Here is a 14,668-nt window from a genome sequence, read left to right as displayed (position 1 = left end):
GGATTCCTCGTTCAAGCTTCGGCCAACCAATCGCGGTCCTGCAGGAAGTATTCGGTCAGGCGCGCTTCTTCGCTGCCAGGCTCGGCCTTCCAGTCGTAGCCCCAGCGCACTTGCGGTGGCAGCGACATCAAGATCGACTCGGTACGCCCGCCCGATTGCAGGCCGAACAACGTGCCGCGGTCGTAGACCAGATTGAATTCAACGTAGCGGCCACGGCGGAACTCCTGGAACTCGCGCTGTTTAGCCGTGAACGCGTCGTTCTTGCGACGCTGCACGATCGGCAGGTAAGCATCGATGTAGGCGTCACCGATGGCACGCATGAAGGCGAAACTGGTGTCGAAATCCCACTCGTTCAGGTCGTCAAAAAACAACCCACCGATGCCACGCGGCTCGTGACGATGCTTGATGTGGAAGTAGCTGTCGCACCAGGCCTTGTAACGCGGGTAGACGTCCGGGCCGAACGGCGCACAGGCCTGCTCGGCGATGCGATGCCAGTGGATGCAGTCTTCTTCGTTACCGTAATACGGGGTCAGGTCGAAGCCGCCGCCAAACCACCAGACCGGTTCTTCACCTTCTTTTTCAGCGATGAAAAAGCGCACGTTGGCGTGGGAAGTCGGCACATGGGGGTTGTGCGGGTGAATCACCAGCGACACGCCCAAGGCTTCAAAACCACGACCCGCCAGTTCCGGCCGGTGGGCGCTGGCTGAGGGTGGGAGACCGCTGCCGAAGACGTGGGAAAAGTTCACGCCACCCTTTTCAATCACCGTGCCGTTTTCAATCACGCGGGTGCGACCGCCACCGCCGGCCGGCCTGGTCCAGGCGTCTTCAACGAATTGCGTGCCACCGTCTTCGGCCTCCAGGGCGGCGCAGATACGGTCTTGCAGGTCGAGCAGGTAGGCTTTTACGGCCTCGGTGCGGGTCGTCATGTCATCACCTTGAATCGGGCAAAACAACGCGGCGCTCCATTGGAGCGGGGGTCAGCGCAAATGGGCCCGTAGCATACCATCGCAAGTCCACCCGTCGCAGTTGACGAAGATCAAGCTTAGGAGTCCGATAGGGCGCTTGGTAAAACGACCTATGGAGAGTTCCGATGGCAAAGCGTATCCAGTTCCGCGCCCATGGCGGCCCCGAAATGCTCGAGTATGTGGATTACCAACCCGCCGAGCCAGGTCCGAAGGAAGTGCGCGTGACCAACAAGGCCATCGGCCTGAACTTCATCGACACCTATTACCGTAGCGGCCTGTACCCGCCGCCATCCCTGCCATCGGGCCTCGGCTCAGAGGGTGCAGGCGTGGTCGAGGCGGTCGGCAGCGACGTGTCCCGCTTCAAGATCGGCGATCGCGTGGCCTATGGCAGCGGCCATCTGGGCGCCTATAGCGAAGTTCATGTGTTGCCCGAGGCCAATCTGGTGAAACTGCCGGACGCCATCAGCTTCGAACAGGCCGCTGGCGTGATGCTCAAGGGCCTGACCGTGCAGTACCTGCTGCGTCAGACTTATGAACTCAAGGGTGGCGAAACCATCCTGTTCCACGCCGCAGCCGGCGGGGTAGGCTCACTGGCCTGCCAATGGGCAAGGGCCTTGGACGTGAAGCTGATCGGTACGGTCAGCTCGGCTGAGAAAGCCGCACTGGCCAAGGCCAACGGCGCTTGGGCGACCATCGACTACAGCCATGAAAACGTCGCCCAGCGCGTGCTGGAATTGACCGACGGCAAAAAAGTCCCGGTGGTGTACGACGGCGTTGGCAAGGACACCTGGCTGACGTCTCTCGACAGCGCCGCACCGCGTGGCCTGGTGGTGAGCTTCGGCAATGCGTCCGGCGCGGTCGATGGCGTGAACCTGGGGATCCTGGCGGGTAAAGGCTCGCTGTACGTAACCCGGCCAACCCTGGGCACTTATGCGAACAACGCCGAGAACCTGCAACGCATGGCCGACGAGTTGTTCGAGATGATCATCAGCGGCAAGCTGACCGTGGACATCAGTCAGCGTTTTCCACTGGCTGACGCGGCGAAGGCGCAGACCGAGTTGTCGGCACGGCGTACAACGGGTTCGGTTGTTCTGTTGCCCTGAATGGGTAGTTGACTGGTAGGGCCCCTTCGCGAGCAAGCCCGCTCCCACACTGAATTTGTGAACGACACAGATCCAGTGTGGGAGCGGGCTTGCTCGCGAATGAGGTTAACCCGGTCTCAATCCGGACGCACAACCTTGCCGGTCGCCAGATCGCGAATCACGCTCGGGTTCTTGCGCCCACCCAGATTGCCACCCAGTACCAGATCGAGCTGCCCACGGAAGTACTGCTCGACGCGAATCCGCGTACGTGCCGCCGGGCGCCCCTGCGGGTTGGCCGACGTCGATACCAGCGGCCCGACCAGCGCGCACAAGTCCCGCACCAGTGGGTGATCACTGACCCGCAGCGCCACAGTTTCATGCACGCCGGTAATCCACTGCGGCAGCAGGTTCTGGTGCGGCACCAGCCAGGTGTTCGGTCCCGGCCAGGTACTGGCCATGCGGTCCATCCACAATTCGGGGAAGTCATCGAAGAGGAAATCGAACTGACGGATGTTGTCGGCGACCAGGATCAGCCCTTTATCCTCAGACCGCCCCTTGATCAGCAGCAGACGCTCCACCGCTTCCTCGTCCCACGGGTCGCAACCCAGGCCCCAGACTGCTTCGGTTGGGTAGGCAATCACCGCCCCGGCGCGAATTGCTTGCGCGGCTTGTTGCACACGCCAACTGTTGACCATGAAAAACTCTCCAGAATAAGGCTCTGCGCAGTTTACCGATCTTGTTTATAAAACCTAGCTCACCCGTGCAAACCAGCGCCCGCTTTCGCAAATAGCGCGACCGTCCATCTCAAGTTCCGTCAACGCCGCCAGCACTTTCGGCAAGGCCCAGCCGCTTGCGTCGGCCAACGCTTCACTGGTCAGAGGTGCGGCATGCAGCAACTTCAACAGGGGGTGAGTCGTTTCAGGGGTGAAGGATTCTGTGGATAACGGTAGTCGTTGCCAGCCGCGCAAGGCTTCGAGGATATGTTCGATGGTTTCCACCAGCACCGCACCGTCGCGAATCAACTGATGGCAGCCGCGGGCACCGGGATGATGGATCGACCCGGGCATCGCAAACACCTCGCGCCCCTGTTCCGCTGCCAGCCTCGCGGTAATCAGTGACCCACTGGCGACACTGGCTTCGACCACCAGCACCCCGAGGGACAAACCGCTGATGATCCGGTTGCGCCGAGGGAAGTTGCCGGCGCTGGGGCCTGCATCCAGCGGAAACTCCGAAAGTACCGCGCTGCCCGAGGCGATCATGGCGTCCGCCAGGCGTCTATTTCGCTGTGGATAAAACTTCTCGAGCCCCGTGCCGAGCACACCGACCGTTTGCCCGCCAACGTCCAATGCGGCCTGATGTGCGGCGGCGTCAATGCCCAGGGCCAGGCCGCTGGTAATGACAAAACCGGCACCCGCCAGGCTTCGGGAAAACGCGGCAGCGGTGTCCATCCCCGGCCGGGAAGCGCGACGGCTGCCAACCATCGCCAGTTGTGGTTTTTCCAGAATGCCGGGATCGCCGGCGACAAATAACAGCGGTGGTGCATCGCTGATTTGTGCCAGCAGCGCCGGGTAGTCCGGTTGGTCCCACATCAGCAAATGCTGGGCCGGATGCTCCAGCCAGGCCAATGCATGACTGGCGCCGTCACGGATCTCAGCGCTACGCCTGGCCTCGGAACAGGCCAGTGGCAAACCCAGCGCGCGCCAGGCACTGGCCGGTGCACTGAGGGCTTTGGATGCCGAGCCGAAGGCTTCGAGCAATTTCTTGAAGCGCGCCTGGCCGAGTTCCGGCAAACGGTGCAGGCGTAAACGAGCTTCCAGTTCCGCGGGGGAAACCGGTGTAACGGCAGGCAGCGACATGGATCATCCTTGATCGTTATGAGCACCCGTACAAACGGGAATAAGCTGTGGATAACTCTGTTGGTAACTTGTGAAGCACTCTTACGGATTTCGTACCTTGTCCATCACCGACAGCGAGCGCGAAGCGCTGAGCACCAGCCCATAACTGAGCTTGTCGTAGGTACGGAAAACCATCAGCAGACCGGCGCGCTCATCAGGAATTTTCAACGGCTGACCAGTGATCCGGTCCCGCACTGTTTCGCCGGTTTTCATCACTGCCAGCAGATTGCCTTCGGCCAGACCGTCGCGCTGCCCCTTGTTCAGGGTAACCACGTCCAACTCGCCGATCTGCGTGACCCCGCGCGGAACATCGATGATCAACCCGTTGATTTCATGGCTCGGTGCCCTGAGCGTGAAGGTCGAGTTGATCGCCTGCTCTTCACCGCTGAACAAACGATCGCCGAGGCGGACCTCCTGGGTCGTGCGTTGCAACTCCAGAGTGGCGACGTCACCTTCGATGGCCACGACATCGCCGCCGCCGATGTCGTCGGCGTTGATCCCCAGGATTTCCTTGCTCTGCGGATCGGTGTAGACCTTGCCTTGGCGGAAGATACCGTACGCCGGTTGCGCCGGATCGAAATGGCCGCGGGCAAAGATGCGGTCACCCGCGCCGCTGAGTACCCGTTCGGAATCACCAGCGACGATGTAAGGCGCCTTGGTGAAATCCTCGGCCTTGTCGACGATGCGGTTGCTCAGCAGAAAGCTGTTGATCGATTTCAGCGCAATGCCGGGGATAACCTCGGTCACCGGGCTGCTGCGAACCTGAGGCGACAGCTTTATGGTGGGAATATCTTCCCGAAGTTGCACCTGCCCGTACGCCCAACCTGCCGAAGCCAGGAGCAGCAGGGCGAGTAGTGATTTCCTCATGCGGTGAATCCCTTTATTATGTGCATTCGCGTGAAACGCCAGAGCCGTCAGTGGCTCGCTCCCGGCATGCTTGTCAAAACTTGCTTGTCAACAGAAGGGAGCTACGTTTTACAACGGTAGCCTGCATTTCTTCGGACCCGCCAGGCCATCGACCCGACCTTACTTCACACGTGCACTGATCAAGCTTATGGCCATTTTAAACATCCTCGAATTCCCTGATCCGCGTCTGCGCACTATCGCCAAGCCAGTGGCCGTAGTGGACGACGAAGTGCGTCAGTTGGTCGACGACATGTTTGAAACAATGTATGAAGCGCCTGGCATCGGCCTCGCCGCTACCCAGGTCAACGTGCACAAACGTATCGTCGTGATGGACCTCTCCGAAGACCGCACCGAGCCTCGAGTGTTCATCAACCCCGAGCTCGAACCGCTGACCGACGACATGGGCCAGTACCAGGAAGGCTGCCTGTCGGTGCCGGGCTTCTACGAAAACGTCGATCGCCCGCAACGGGTCAAGGTCAAGGCGCTGGACCGCGACGGCAAGCCATACGAACTGATCGCCGAAGATTTGCTCGCGGTGTGCATCCAGCACGAATGCGACCACCTCAATGGCAAATTGTTCGTCGATTACCTGTCCACGCTCAAACGCGACCGCATCAAGAAGAAACTGGAAAAGCTTCATCGCCAGAACGCCTGATGCCCATCTTCAAAGGCTTGCTGCGGCAAGCCTTTTTCTTTTCAAGAGACGTCACCCATGACTGAGCCACTGCGCATTGTCTTTGCCGGCACCCCGGAATTCGCCGCCGAACACCTCAAGGCCCTGCTGAGCAGCCCTTACGAGATCGTCGCGGTCTACACCCAACCGGATCGTCCGGCCGGTCGCGGGCAAAAACTGATGCCGAGCCCGGTCAAGCAGCTTGCGCTGGAGAACAACATCCCGGTGCTGCAGCCGCCAACCCTGCGCAACGAAGACGCGCAAGCCGAACTGGCCGCGCTGAAACCGGACTTGATGGTGGTGGTCGCCTACGGCCTGATCCTGCCGCAAGTGGTGCTGGATATTCCGCGCCTGGGTTGCATCAACAGCCACGCCTCGCTGTTACCGCGCTGGCGCGGTGCGGCGCCGATCCAGCGTGCCGTGCAAGCAGGTGATGCCGAAAGCGGCGTGACCGTGATGCGCATGGAAGCCGGCCTCGACACCGGGCCGATGCTGCTTAAAGTCATCACGCCGATCATCGCCGAAGACACTGGCGGCAGCCTTCACGACCGTCTGGCCGAAATGGGTCCACCGGCCGTGGTTCAGGCGATTGCCGGCCTCGCCGCGGGTACGCTGGAAGGCGAAGTGCAAGACGACAGCCTGGCCACCTACGCGCACAAATTGAACAAGGACGAAGCACGCATCGACTGGACTCGTCCGGCGGTTGAGCTGGAGCGTCTGGTGCGTGCCTTCAACCCGTGGCCGATCACCCACAGCACCTTGAATGGCGAAGCCCTGAAAGTGCTGGCCGCGAACCTGGCCGAAGGCAAAGGTGCACCCGGTGAAATCCTCAGCGCCAGTAAGGACGGCCTGATCGTCGCGTGCGGCGAGCAGGCGTTGTGCCTGACCCGTCTGCAATTGCCCGGCGGCAAGGCGCTGAACTTCAGCGACCTGTTCAACAGCCGCCGTGAGAAATTCGCCACTGGCACTGTCCTCGGTCAAGCGGCGGACGCTCAATGAATCCGCGTCTGGCCGCCGCCAAGGCACTTGCCGCTGTCCTGAACGGGAAAGCCTCGCTCAACAGTTCGCTGCCAACGCAGTTGGACAAGGTCGAGGACCGTGATCGCGGGTTCACCCAGGACCTGGCGTTCGGCACCGCGCGCTGGCAGCCACGTTTGTCGGCGCTGGCGGCCAAGTTGCTGCAAAAGCCGTTCAAGGCTGCCGATGCCGATGTTGAGGCGCTGCTGCTGGTCGGCCTCTATCAGTTGCTCTACACCCGCGTCCCGGCCCATGCCGCGATTGGCGAGACGGTCGGTTGCGCCGACAAGTTGAAAAAGCCATGGGCCAAGGCCTTGCTCAATGCGGTGCTGCGTAACGCTCAGCGCGAAAGCGAAACGATTTTCGCCGAACTGGAACGCGATCCGGTGGTGCGCACTGCCCACCCGCGTTGGCTGCAGAAATCCCTGAAGGCGTTCTGGCCAGAGCAATGGGAAGCCATCTGCGCCGCCAACAACGCGCATCCGCCAATGATCCTGCGGGTCAACCGTCGCCATCACAGCCGGGATGCCTACCTCGGTTTGCTGACCGACGCCGGTATCGCCGCCACACCTTGTGTCTACAGCCGTGACGGTATCGTGCTCGAAGCCGCCGCCGACGTGCGCAGCCTGCCGGGTTTCGCCGAGGGCTGGATCAGCGTGCAGGACGAAGCGGCGCAACTGGCCGCTGATCTGCTCGATCTGGCACCGGGCCAACGGGTACTGGATGCCTGCTGCGCACCCGGCGGCAAGACCTGCCATATTCTCGAAGCCGAGCCAAAACTGGCCGGGGTGGTGGCGGTAGACCTGGAAGCCAAGCGTCTGGTGCGGGTGCGGGAAAACCTCGAACGCCTGAAACTGAGCGCCGAACTGATTGCCGCCGACGGCCGCGACACTCAGGCGTGGTGGGACGGCAAGCCGTTCCAGCGCATCCTGCTGGACGCGCCATGCTCGGCGACGGGCGTGATCCGTCGTCATCCGGACATCAAGCTGACCCGCCAGCCCGACGACATCGCCGCGCTGGCGCTGCTGCAAGGCGAGCTGCTCGACGCCATGTGGACCACCCTGGAAGTCGGCGGCATTCTGCTTTACGCCACCTGCTCGACGCTGCCGACCGAGAACACCGAAGTCATCGAAGCGTTCCTCGCCCGCACGCCGGGCGCCCGTGAACTGGACCTCGCCACGGCGGCCGGCATCAAGCAGCCCCATGGTCGCCAGTTGCTCGCCCAGGAAGGCGGCCACGACGGGTTCTACTACGCCAAGCTGATCAAGATCGCCGCCGCGCGCGGTTAAACGGATTCAATGGAGTGACTGGATGAAAATCATCATCCTCGGTGCAGGGCAGGTCGGCGGTTCGCTGGCGGAACACCTGGCCAGCGAAGCCAACGACATCACCGTGGTCGACACCGATGGCGAACGCCTGCGCGACCTCGGCGACCGTCTGGACATCCGCACGGTGCAGGGCCGCGGTTCGTTTCCGACCGTGCTGCGCCAGGCCGGCGCCGACGACGCCGACATGCTGGTCGCCGTGACCAACAGCGACGAAACCAACATGGTCGCCTGCCAGGTCGCCCATACCCTGTTCCACACCCCGACCAAGATCGCCCGGGTTCGTGAGGCCGCGTACCTGACCCGCGAAGAGCAGCTGTTCCAGAACGAAGCGATTCCGGTGGACGTGCTGATCAGCCCGGAACAAGTGGTCACCAACTACATCAAGCGTCTGATCCAGCATCCGGGCGCCTTGCAAGTGATCGACTTCGCCGAAGGCAAGGCGCAACTGGTCGCGGTTCGCGCCTATTACGGCGGGCCGCTGGTGGGCCAGCAACTGCGACAGTTGCGTGAACACATGCCGAACGTCGAAACCCGCGTGGCCGCCATTTTCCGTCGCGACCGGCCGATCCTGCCCCAGGGCGATACCGTGATCGAGGCCGACGACGAGGTGTTTTTCATCGCCGCCAAAGCGAACATTCGCGCGGTGATGAGCGAAATGCGCCGTCTCGACGAAACCTACAAGCGCATTGTCATCGCCGGTGGCGGGCAGATCGGGGAGCGTCTGGCCGAGGCCATCGAAAGCCGTTATCAGGTAAAGATCATCGAGATGAATCCGGCACGCTGCCGTCACCTCTCGGACCACCTCGACAGCACCGTGGTATTGCAGGGCAGTGCTTCGGACCGCGACCTGCTGATGGAAGAGAACATTGCCGACGCCGACCTTTTCCTGGCCCTGACCAACGACGACGAAGCCAATATCATGTCGTCGCTGCTGGCCAAGCGCCTCGGTGCGAAGAAGGTGATGACCATCATCAACAACCCGGCCTATGTCGATCTGATCCAGGGCGGCGACATCGACATCGCCATCAGCCCGCAACTGGCGACCATCGGCACCTTGCTGGCCCACGTGCGCCGGGGCGACATCGTCAGCGTGCACTCGCTGCGCCGTGGCGCGGCGGAAGCCATCGAGGCGATTGCCCATGGCGATGCGAAATCAAGCAAGGTGATCGGCAAGGCCATCGAGAACATCGGCCTGCCGCCGGGCACCACCATCGGTGCGATTATCCGCGACGAAGAAGTGATCATCGCCCACGATGACACCGTGATCGAAGCAGGCGACCATGTAATTCTGTTCCTTGTGGATAAAAAACATATTCGCGATGTGGAGAAGTTGTTTCATGTGGGGCTGAGCTTTTTCTGATCCAGGATTTTTCGGTGATCAGACTGACCTCTTCGCGGGCAAGCCCGCTCCCACAGGAGTTTCGGTCATACACAAGATGTATGTTCACTTCAATTACTGTGGGAGCGGGCTTGCCCGCGAAGGCAATCTCACAACCACCACATAAGCCAAGGCACAAAAGATGATCGAATCCCTGGAAAAAATGCTCGCCAAGGGTGTGGATAACGCTTTGCTGCGCTTCGGCCTGGGCAAGGGATATCTGGATCTGGGGGAAAACGCCAAGGCGGCGGAGCATTTTCAACGCTGCGTCGAATTCGATCCGAAGTATTCGGCTGCGTGGAAACTGCTGGGCAAGGCCCATCTGGCGCTGGCGGACTCTGCGGCCGCGCGGCAGGCCTGGGAACAAGGCCTGGAAGCCGCTCGCAACCATGGCGACAAGCAGGCAGAAAAGGAAATGACGGTGTTTCTGAAAAAGCTGGATCGCTCCGTTCAGAGATAGCGCAAGCCAATCCCTTCGGCATCCACCAACACCACTTCCATGCGTACTCGCGGTGCGCCTGTGGGTAAGTCTTGCACCTGCCCGTAGACCACCGCGCCCTGAGGCAACGCCGACAGTTTCGGATGCTTGACGTAAACCCCGGTGGTCGACAGGTTGCGCGTCTGGCCCAGGCATTCGCCGATGTTTTCGTGACTGATCTTGATGCGGAATGACTTACGATGTTCGGACATCTTCTGCGCCCTTGAGAACGGGTGGTGGATACGTGTAGGAGCGAGCTTGCTCGCGATGGATGCAAGGGCGCCGCATTCAGCCAGGCAGCCCGCATCATCGTTAACGTCCATCGCGAGCAAGCTCGCTCCTACAAGGTTATCCACAGAGTGTGCCAAGTAAGTCAGTACCAGCGCTCTTCACCCGGTGGCCGCTTCTTGAAGCGCTTCATGCTCCACATGTACTGGCTCGGGTAGGCCCCGACATAACGCTCGACCACTTTACTCATGGCCGCACAGGACTCCGCCGTATCGGTGCTGTACATGGCCTCTGGCGCGGCTTCGAGGATCACTTTGTAGCCTGAACCGTCGGGCAGGCGCAGCGCATGCAGGAACACGCCGACCGCTTTGCCGCCAGCGAGCATGTTGGGTACGAATTTGCTGGTCAGTGCCTGGGTGGCGAAGAACGGCACGAAGATCCCGGCGGATTCGGCCGGTTCCGGGTCGGCGGGAATGCCCACTGCACCACCTTTGCGCACTTCCTTGATGACGCTGAGGATCCCTTCCTTGGTGGAAGCAGCGACCTTGTTACCCAGTTGCACCCGTTGCTTTTGCAGCAATTCGTCCACCGCCTTCAATTTTGGCGGGCGGTAGAAAATGATCGGTTTGCACTGGCTGCAATAGAAGTGATTGAGCACTTCCCAATTGCCCAGATGGCTGGTGATGCCAACCACGCCTTTGCCGGAGGCGAGGGCGTCCTTCAAAATGTCGAGGCCTTCGACCTCGCGCACCAGGTCGATGGAGCGCTGGGCCGGCCAGATCCAGGCGCAGGCGCTTTCAGTCAGGGACTTGCCGATGTCCTTAAGGCTCTGTCCGACTAAACGTTCACGCGCGGCGGGGTCCATGTCCGGAAAACACTTGGACAGGTTGATACGTACCACGTCGCGGGAACGGTTCGGGGTTTTCCACATGACCCAGCCAATCGCCGAGCCCACGGCCTGCACGGCCCGCCACGGAAGCAGGGCAAACAGCCGCAGAGCGCCTACCAGCAAGGCGCCTTTCAACTTATCCACAGGTCACTCCTGATCTTGTGCTGTGCGCGAGGCGGCCATTCTAACCGCCGTTCGCCAACTGCGCGTAGCGGTCGCAGTCCCGAGTGTGATCCATGACCATGCCCGAGGCCTGCATCAGTGCGTAGCAAATGGTCGGCCCGACGAAGGTGAAACCGGCTTTTTTCAGGCCTTTGCTCATTTCCACGGCGGTCGGCGTCACGGCCGGGACTTCGCTGCGGTCCTTGAAATGATTGATCACAGGCGTGCCACCGACGAACGACCAGAGAAACGCCACCGGGTCCTCCAGCGCCAGCCAGGCCTGGGCATTGCGCCGGGCCGCGTTGAGCTTGAGGCGGTTGCGGATGATGCCCGGATCGAGCATCAGTTCGTCGATTTCGGCATCGCTCATCTGCGCCACGCGCTGGACATCAAAACCAAACATCACCTGACGATAATGCTCGCGTTTGCGCAGCACGGTGATCCAGGAAAGCCCGGCCTGGAACCCTTCGAGCAAAAGCAACTCGAACAATCCCTGCGCATCGCGTAGCGGCGTGCCCCACTCCTGATCGTGATAAGCCATGTACAGCGGATCTTCGGAACACCAAAAGCAGCGTGGCATAAGGCTCCAGGGGGCGTGCGCAGCAATGAATCGGGTATACTCCCGCTCTTTAAATCGCAGCCCAAGAAACAGGTGAATTTCGTGAGCCAGCCTACGCCAGCCGTGCGTACCTTCCAAGACTTGATCCTCGCCCTCCAGCAATACTGGGCCGAGCAAGGTTGTGTGGTACTTCAGCCCTACGATATGGAAGTAGGCGCCGGCACTTTCCACACCGCTACATTCCTGCGCGCCATTGGCCCGGAAACCTGGAACGCCGCCTACGTGCAGCCAAGCCGCCGTCCGACTGACGGCCGCTACGGCGAAAACCCGAACCGTCTGCAGCACTACTACCAGTTCCAGGTGGTCCTGAAGCCGAACCCGGACAACTTCCAGGAACTGTACCTGGGCTCCCTTAAGCACGTCGGCCTGGACCCGCTGGTCCACGACATCCGCTTCGTCGAAGACAACTGGGAATCGCCGACCCTCGGCGCCTGGGGTCTGGGCTGGGAAGTCTGGCTCAACGGCATGGAAGTGACGCAGTTCACTTACTTCCAGCAAGCGGGCGGCATCGAGTGCTACCCGGTGACCGGCGAGATCACCTACGGCCTCGAGCGTCTGGCCATGTACCTGCAAGGCGTGGACTCGGTCTACGACCTGGTCTGGGCTGACGGTCCGTTCGGCAAAGTGACCTACGGCGACGTGTTCCACCAGAACGAAGTGGAGCAATCGACCTACAACTTCGAACACGCCAATGTCGACAAGCTGTTCGAACTGTTCGATTTCTACGAAAGCGAAGCCAAGCGCCTGATCGAGCTCGACCAGCCGCTGCCGTTGCCGAGCTACGAAATGGTGTTGAAGGCTTCCCATACCTTCAACCTGCTGGATGCGCGCCGGGCAATCTCGGTGACCGCGCGTCAGCAATACATCCTGCGTGTACGCACCCTGGCGCGTTCCGTTGCGCAAGCCTACCTGCTGGCTCGCGCCAAGCTGGGCTTCCCAATGGCGACCCCGGACCTGCGTGACGAAGTACTGGCCAAGCTGGAGGCTGCACAATGAGTGCTCTGGATTTTCTGGTTGAACTGGGCACTGAAGAACTGCCACCCAAAGCCCTGAACACCCTGGCCGAGGCGTTTCTTGCCGGTATCGACAAGGGCCTGCAAGCTGCCGGCCTGAACTACGAGACCAAAACCGTTTATGCCGCGCCACGCCGCCTGGCTGTGCTGATCACCTCGCTGGCCACCCAGCAGCCGGATCGCAGCATCAACCTCGATGGCCCGCCACGTCAGGCTGCATTCGATGCCGAAGGCAACCCGACCCAGGCAGCACTGGGTTTTGCCAAAAAGTGCGGCGTCGAGCTGAGCGAAATCGATCAGAGCGGCCCGAAACTGCGCTACAGCCAGAGCATCGCCGGCAAGCCGACCGCGAGCCTGCTGCCGACCATCGTCGAAGATTCCCTGAACGACCTGCCGATCCCGAAACGCATGCGTTGGGGTGCGCGCAAGGAAGAGTTCGTGCGTCCGACCCAATGGCTGGTGATGCTGCTCGGTGACCAGGTCATCGACTGCACCATCCTCGCCCAGAAAGCCGGTCGCGATTCCCGTGGTCACCGCTTCCATCACCCGGAAAGCGTGCGTATCGGTTCGCCGTCCAGCTACCTGGCCGACCTGCGTGCCGCCTACGTGCTGGCCGATGCCAACGAGCGTCGCGAGATCATCAGCAAGCGCACCGAAGAGCTGGCCACCCGTCAGGAAGGCACGGCAATCGTTCCGCCGGCCCTGCTCGATGAAGTGACTGCGCTGGTCGAGTGGCCGGTGCCGCTGGTGTGCTCGTTCGAGGAGCGTTTCCTCGACGTGCCGCAGGAAGCCCTGATCACCACCATGCAGGACAACCAGAAGTACTTCTGCCTGCTGGATGCCGACGGCAAGTTGCTGCCACGTTTCATCACCGTGGCCAACATCGAAAGCAAAGACCCGCAGCAGATCATCGCCGGTAACGAGAAAGTGGTTCGCCCACGCCTGACCGACGCCGAGTTCTTCTTCAAGCAAGACAAGAAGCAGAAGCTCGAAGACTTCAACCTGCGCCTGCAGAACGTGGTGTTCCAGGAAAAGCTCGGCAGCGTCTACGACAAGGCCGAGCGTGTTTCCAGACTGGCTGCGTTCATCGCTCAACGCATCGGCGGCAACGCCGCGTGGGCCGCTCGTGCCGGCCTGCTGTCCAAGTGCGACCTGTCGACCGAAATGGTCGGCGAGTTCCCGGAGATGCAAGGTGTCGCCGGTTACTACTACGCCCTCAACGATGGCGAGCCGGAAGATGTCGCCCTGGCCCTGAACGAGCAGTACATGCCGCGCGGTGCCGGCGCTGAACTGCCGTCCACCCTGACCGGTGCGGCCGTGGCCATCGCCGACAAGCTCGATACGCTGGTCGGTATTTTCGGCATCGGCATGCTGCCAACCGGTAGCAAGGACCCGTATGCCCTGCGCCGTGCGGCACTTGGCGTGTTGCGCATCCTGATCGAGAAACAACTGGACCTGGACCTGACCGAGGCCGTGGCCTTCGCCGTGGAGGCGTTCGGTACCAAGGTCAAGGCTGCCGGCCTCAATGACTCGGTGCTGGAGTTCATCTTCGACCGTCTGCGTGCCCGTTACGAAGACGAAGGCGTCGATGTCGCCACCTACCTGTCGGTGCGTGCCCTGAAGCCAGGCTCGGCCCTGGACTTCGACCAGCGCGTGCAAGCGGTAGAGGCCTTCCGCAAATTGCCGGAAGCCGCTGCCCTGGCCGCGGTGAACAAGCGTGTGTCGAACCTGCTGAGCAAGGTCGAAGGTTCGGTGCCTACCGTCGTGGAAGCCAAGTACTTCGACAATGCCAATGAGTTCTCCCTGTACTCGGCGATCCAGCAGGCTGACCAGGCTGTACAGCCAATGGCCGCCTCGCGTCAGTACAGCGAGTCCCTGGCACGCCTGGCTGCATTGCGCGAGCCGGTGGATGCGTTCTTCGAAGCCGTGATGGTCAACGCGGAAGACGCGAAAGTCCGCGCCAACCGTTATGCATTGCTGGCGCGTCTGCGTGGGTTGTTCCTCGGCGTCGCCGATATTTCGTTGCTGGGGTAAG

The 14,668-nt window shown here is 61.4% G+C and carries 15 protein-coding genes; 8 read left to right on the top strand and 7 right to left on the bottom strand.

Annotated elements, in window-relative coordinates:
- Window positions 1-11: 11 nt before the first annotated feature.
- A complete protein-coding gene (gene hemF, locus Q8X48_RS11625; RefSeq protein ID WP_015092863.1) occupies window positions 12-926 on the bottom strand; it encodes an oxygen-dependent coproporphyrinogen oxidase in 915 nt (304 codons plus the stop codon).
- 164 nt (window positions 927-1,090) lie between these two features.
- Between hemF and Q8X48_RS11620 the strand changes: the two genes are divergently transcribed.
- Window positions 1,091-2,068 (top strand): NADPH:quinone reductase, encoded by a 978-nt coding sequence (locus Q8X48_RS11620; RefSeq protein WP_126048422.1) that lies wholly within the window; start codon window positions 1,091-1,093, stop codon window positions 2,066-2,068.
- A 116-nt stretch (window positions 2,069-2,184) separates the two neighbouring features.
- Here Q8X48_RS11620 and Q8X48_RS11615 read toward each other — a convergent pair whose 3' ends face one another.
- The 3 genes from Q8X48_RS11615 to Q8X48_RS11605 form a co-directional block, all read right to left on the bottom strand.
- On the bottom strand, window positions 2,185-2,742 hold the full coding sequence (locus Q8X48_RS11615; protein ID WP_126048420.1) for an L-threonylcarbamoyladenylate synthase: 558 nt from the start codon (window positions 2,740-2,742) through the stop codon (window positions 2,185-2,187).
- A 54-nt stretch (window positions 2,743-2,796) separates the two neighbouring features.
- Window positions 2,797-3,903, bottom strand: a complete 1,107-nt coding sequence (gene dprA, locus Q8X48_RS11610) for a DNA-processing protein DprA (RefSeq protein WP_407800715.1) — start codon at window positions 3,901-3,903, stop codon at window positions 2,797-2,799.
- Window positions 3,904-3,984: 81 nt separating this feature from the next.
- Window positions 3,985-4,809: a peptidoglycan-binding protein gene (locus Q8X48_RS11605; RefSeq protein ID WP_407800716.1), complete on the bottom strand. Its 825-nt coding sequence runs from the start codon at window positions 4,807-4,809 to the stop codon at window positions 3,985-3,987.
- A gap of 187 nt (window positions 4,810-4,996) precedes the next feature.
- On the opposite strand from Q8X48_RS11605, the gene def reads away from it, so the two are divergent.
- From def to Q8X48_RS11580, 5 genes are all read left to right on the top strand, one after another.
- Window positions 4,997-5,503, top strand: coding sequence for a peptide deformylase (def, locus tag Q8X48_RS11600; RefSeq protein WP_007969867.1), 507 nt, complete (start codon window positions 4,997-4,999; stop codon window positions 5,501-5,503).
- 57 nt (window positions 5,504-5,560) lie between these two features.
- Window positions 5,561-6,520, top strand: a complete 960-nt coding sequence (gene fmt / locus Q8X48_RS11595; protein ID WP_407800717.1) for a methionyl-tRNA formyltransferase — start codon at window positions 5,561-5,563, stop codon at window positions 6,518-6,520.
- Window positions 6,517-7,827: a 16S rRNA (cytosine(967)-C(5))-methyltransferase RsmB gene (rsmB, locus tag Q8X48_RS11590; RefSeq protein WP_407800718.1), complete on the top strand. Its 1,311-nt coding sequence runs from the start codon at window positions 6,517-6,519 to the stop codon at window positions 7,825-7,827. Before fmt ends, rsmB begins: the two co-directional genes overlap by 4 nt.
- 22 nt (window positions 7,828-7,849) lie before the next feature.
- Complete coding sequence (gene trkA / locus Q8X48_RS11585) at window positions 7,850-9,226, top strand: Trk system potassium transporter TrkA (protein WP_046042728.1); 1,377 nt, start codon at window positions 7,850-7,852, stop codon at window positions 9,224-9,226.
- A 160-nt stretch (window positions 9,227-9,386) separates the two neighbouring features.
- Window positions 9,387-9,704, top strand: a complete 318-nt coding sequence (locus Q8X48_RS11580) for a tetratricopeptide repeat protein (RefSeq protein WP_217836764.1) — start codon at window positions 9,387-9,389, stop codon at window positions 9,702-9,704.
- On the opposite strand, the gene Q8X48_RS11575 is transcribed toward Q8X48_RS11580, so the two are convergent.
- The 3 genes from Q8X48_RS11575 to Q8X48_RS11565 form a co-directional block, all read right to left on the bottom strand.
- Window positions 9,695-9,934, bottom strand: coding sequence for a PilZ domain-containing protein (locus tag Q8X48_RS11575; protein ID WP_217836763.1), 240 nt, complete (start codon window positions 9,932-9,934; stop codon window positions 9,695-9,697). The two genes, Q8X48_RS11580 and Q8X48_RS11575, sit on opposite strands and share 10 nt — an antisense overlap.
- A 161-nt stretch (window positions 9,935-10,095) precedes the next feature.
- On the bottom strand, window positions 10,096-10,983 hold the full coding sequence (locus tag Q8X48_RS11570; protein ID WP_007969875.1) for a lysophospholipid acyltransferase: 888 nt from the start codon (window positions 10,981-10,983) through the stop codon (window positions 10,096-10,098).
- 40 nt (window positions 10,984-11,023) lie between these two features.
- Window positions 11,024-11,581, bottom strand: coding sequence for a DNA-3-methyladenine glycosylase I (locus Q8X48_RS11565; RefSeq protein ID WP_007985082.1), 558 nt, complete (start codon window positions 11,579-11,581; stop codon window positions 11,024-11,026).
- Between the two features lie 81 nt (window positions 11,582-11,662).
- On the opposite strand from Q8X48_RS11565, the gene glyQ reads away from it, so the two are divergent.
- Window positions 11,663-12,616, top strand: a complete 954-nt coding sequence (gene glyQ, locus Q8X48_RS11560; protein WP_003187265.1) for a glycine--tRNA ligase subunit alpha — start codon at window positions 11,663-11,665, stop codon at window positions 12,614-12,616.
- A complete protein-coding gene (glyS, locus tag Q8X48_RS11555; RefSeq protein ID WP_407800719.1) occupies window positions 12,613-14,667 on the top strand; it encodes a glycine--tRNA ligase subunit beta in 2,055 nt (684 codons plus the stop codon). The genes glyQ and glyS overlap by 4 nt, the downstream gene beginning before the upstream one ends.
- The last annotated feature ends 1 nt before the right edge of the window (window position 14,668 follow it).

The organism is Pseudomonas sp. QLc11A (assembly GCF_052112305.1).
Taxonomy (GTDB): Bacteria; Pseudomonadota; Gammaproteobacteria; order Pseudomonadales; family Pseudomonadaceae; genus Aquipseudomonas; species Aquipseudomonas laurylsulfatiphila.
Note: the sequence above shows the minus strand (reverse complement) of the source record. Positions and strands in the feature narration are given on the sequence as shown.

Coding starts and splice junctions, on each gene's coding strand:
- Q8X48_RS11605 (WP_407800716.1), bottom strand. CDS start 4,809: ATGAGGAAATCACTACTCGCCCTGCTGCTCCTGGCTTCGGCAGGTTGG.
- rsmB (WP_407800718.1), top strand. CDS start 6,517: ATGAATCCGCGTCTGGCCGCCGCCAAGGCACTTGCCGCTGTCCTGAAC.
- trkA (WP_046042728.1), top strand. CDS start 7,850: ATGAAAATCATCATCCTCGGTGCAGGGCAGGTCGGCGGTTCGCTGGCG.
- def (WP_007969867.1), top strand. CDS start 4,997: ATGGCCATTTTAAACATCCTCGAATTCCCTGATCCGCGTCTGCGCACT.
- dprA (WP_407800715.1), bottom strand. CDS start 3,903: ATGTCGCTGCCTGCCGTTACACCGGTTTCCCCCGCGGAACTGGAAGCT.
- Q8X48_RS11615 (WP_126048420.1), bottom strand. CDS start 2,742: ATGGTCAACAGTTGGCGTGTGCAACAAGCCGCGCAAGCAATTCGCGCC.
- Q8X48_RS11620 (WP_126048422.1), top strand. CDS start 1,091: ATGGCAAAGCGTATCCAGTTCCGCGCCCATGGCGGCCCCGAAATGCTC.
- glyS (WP_407800719.1), top strand. CDS start 12,613: ATGAGTGCTCTGGATTTTCTGGTTGAACTGGGCACTGAAGAACTGCCA.
- hemF (WP_015092863.1), bottom strand. CDS start 926: ATGACGACCCGCACCGAGGCCGTAAAAGCCTACCTGCTCGACCTGCAA.
- Q8X48_RS11575 (WP_217836763.1), bottom strand. CDS start 9,934: ATGTCCGAACATCGTAAGTCATTCCGCATCAAGATCAGTCACGAAAAC.
- Q8X48_RS11565 (WP_007985082.1), bottom strand. CDS start 11,581: ATGCCACGCTGCTTTTGGTGTTCCGAAGATCCGCTGTACATGGCTTAT.
- Q8X48_RS11580 (WP_217836764.1), top strand. CDS start 9,387: ATGATCGAATCCCTGGAAAAAATGCTCGCCAAGGGTGTGGATAACGCT.
- fmt (WP_407800717.1), top strand. CDS start 5,561: ATGACTGAGCCACTGCGCATTGTCTTTGCCGGCACCCCGGAATTCGCC.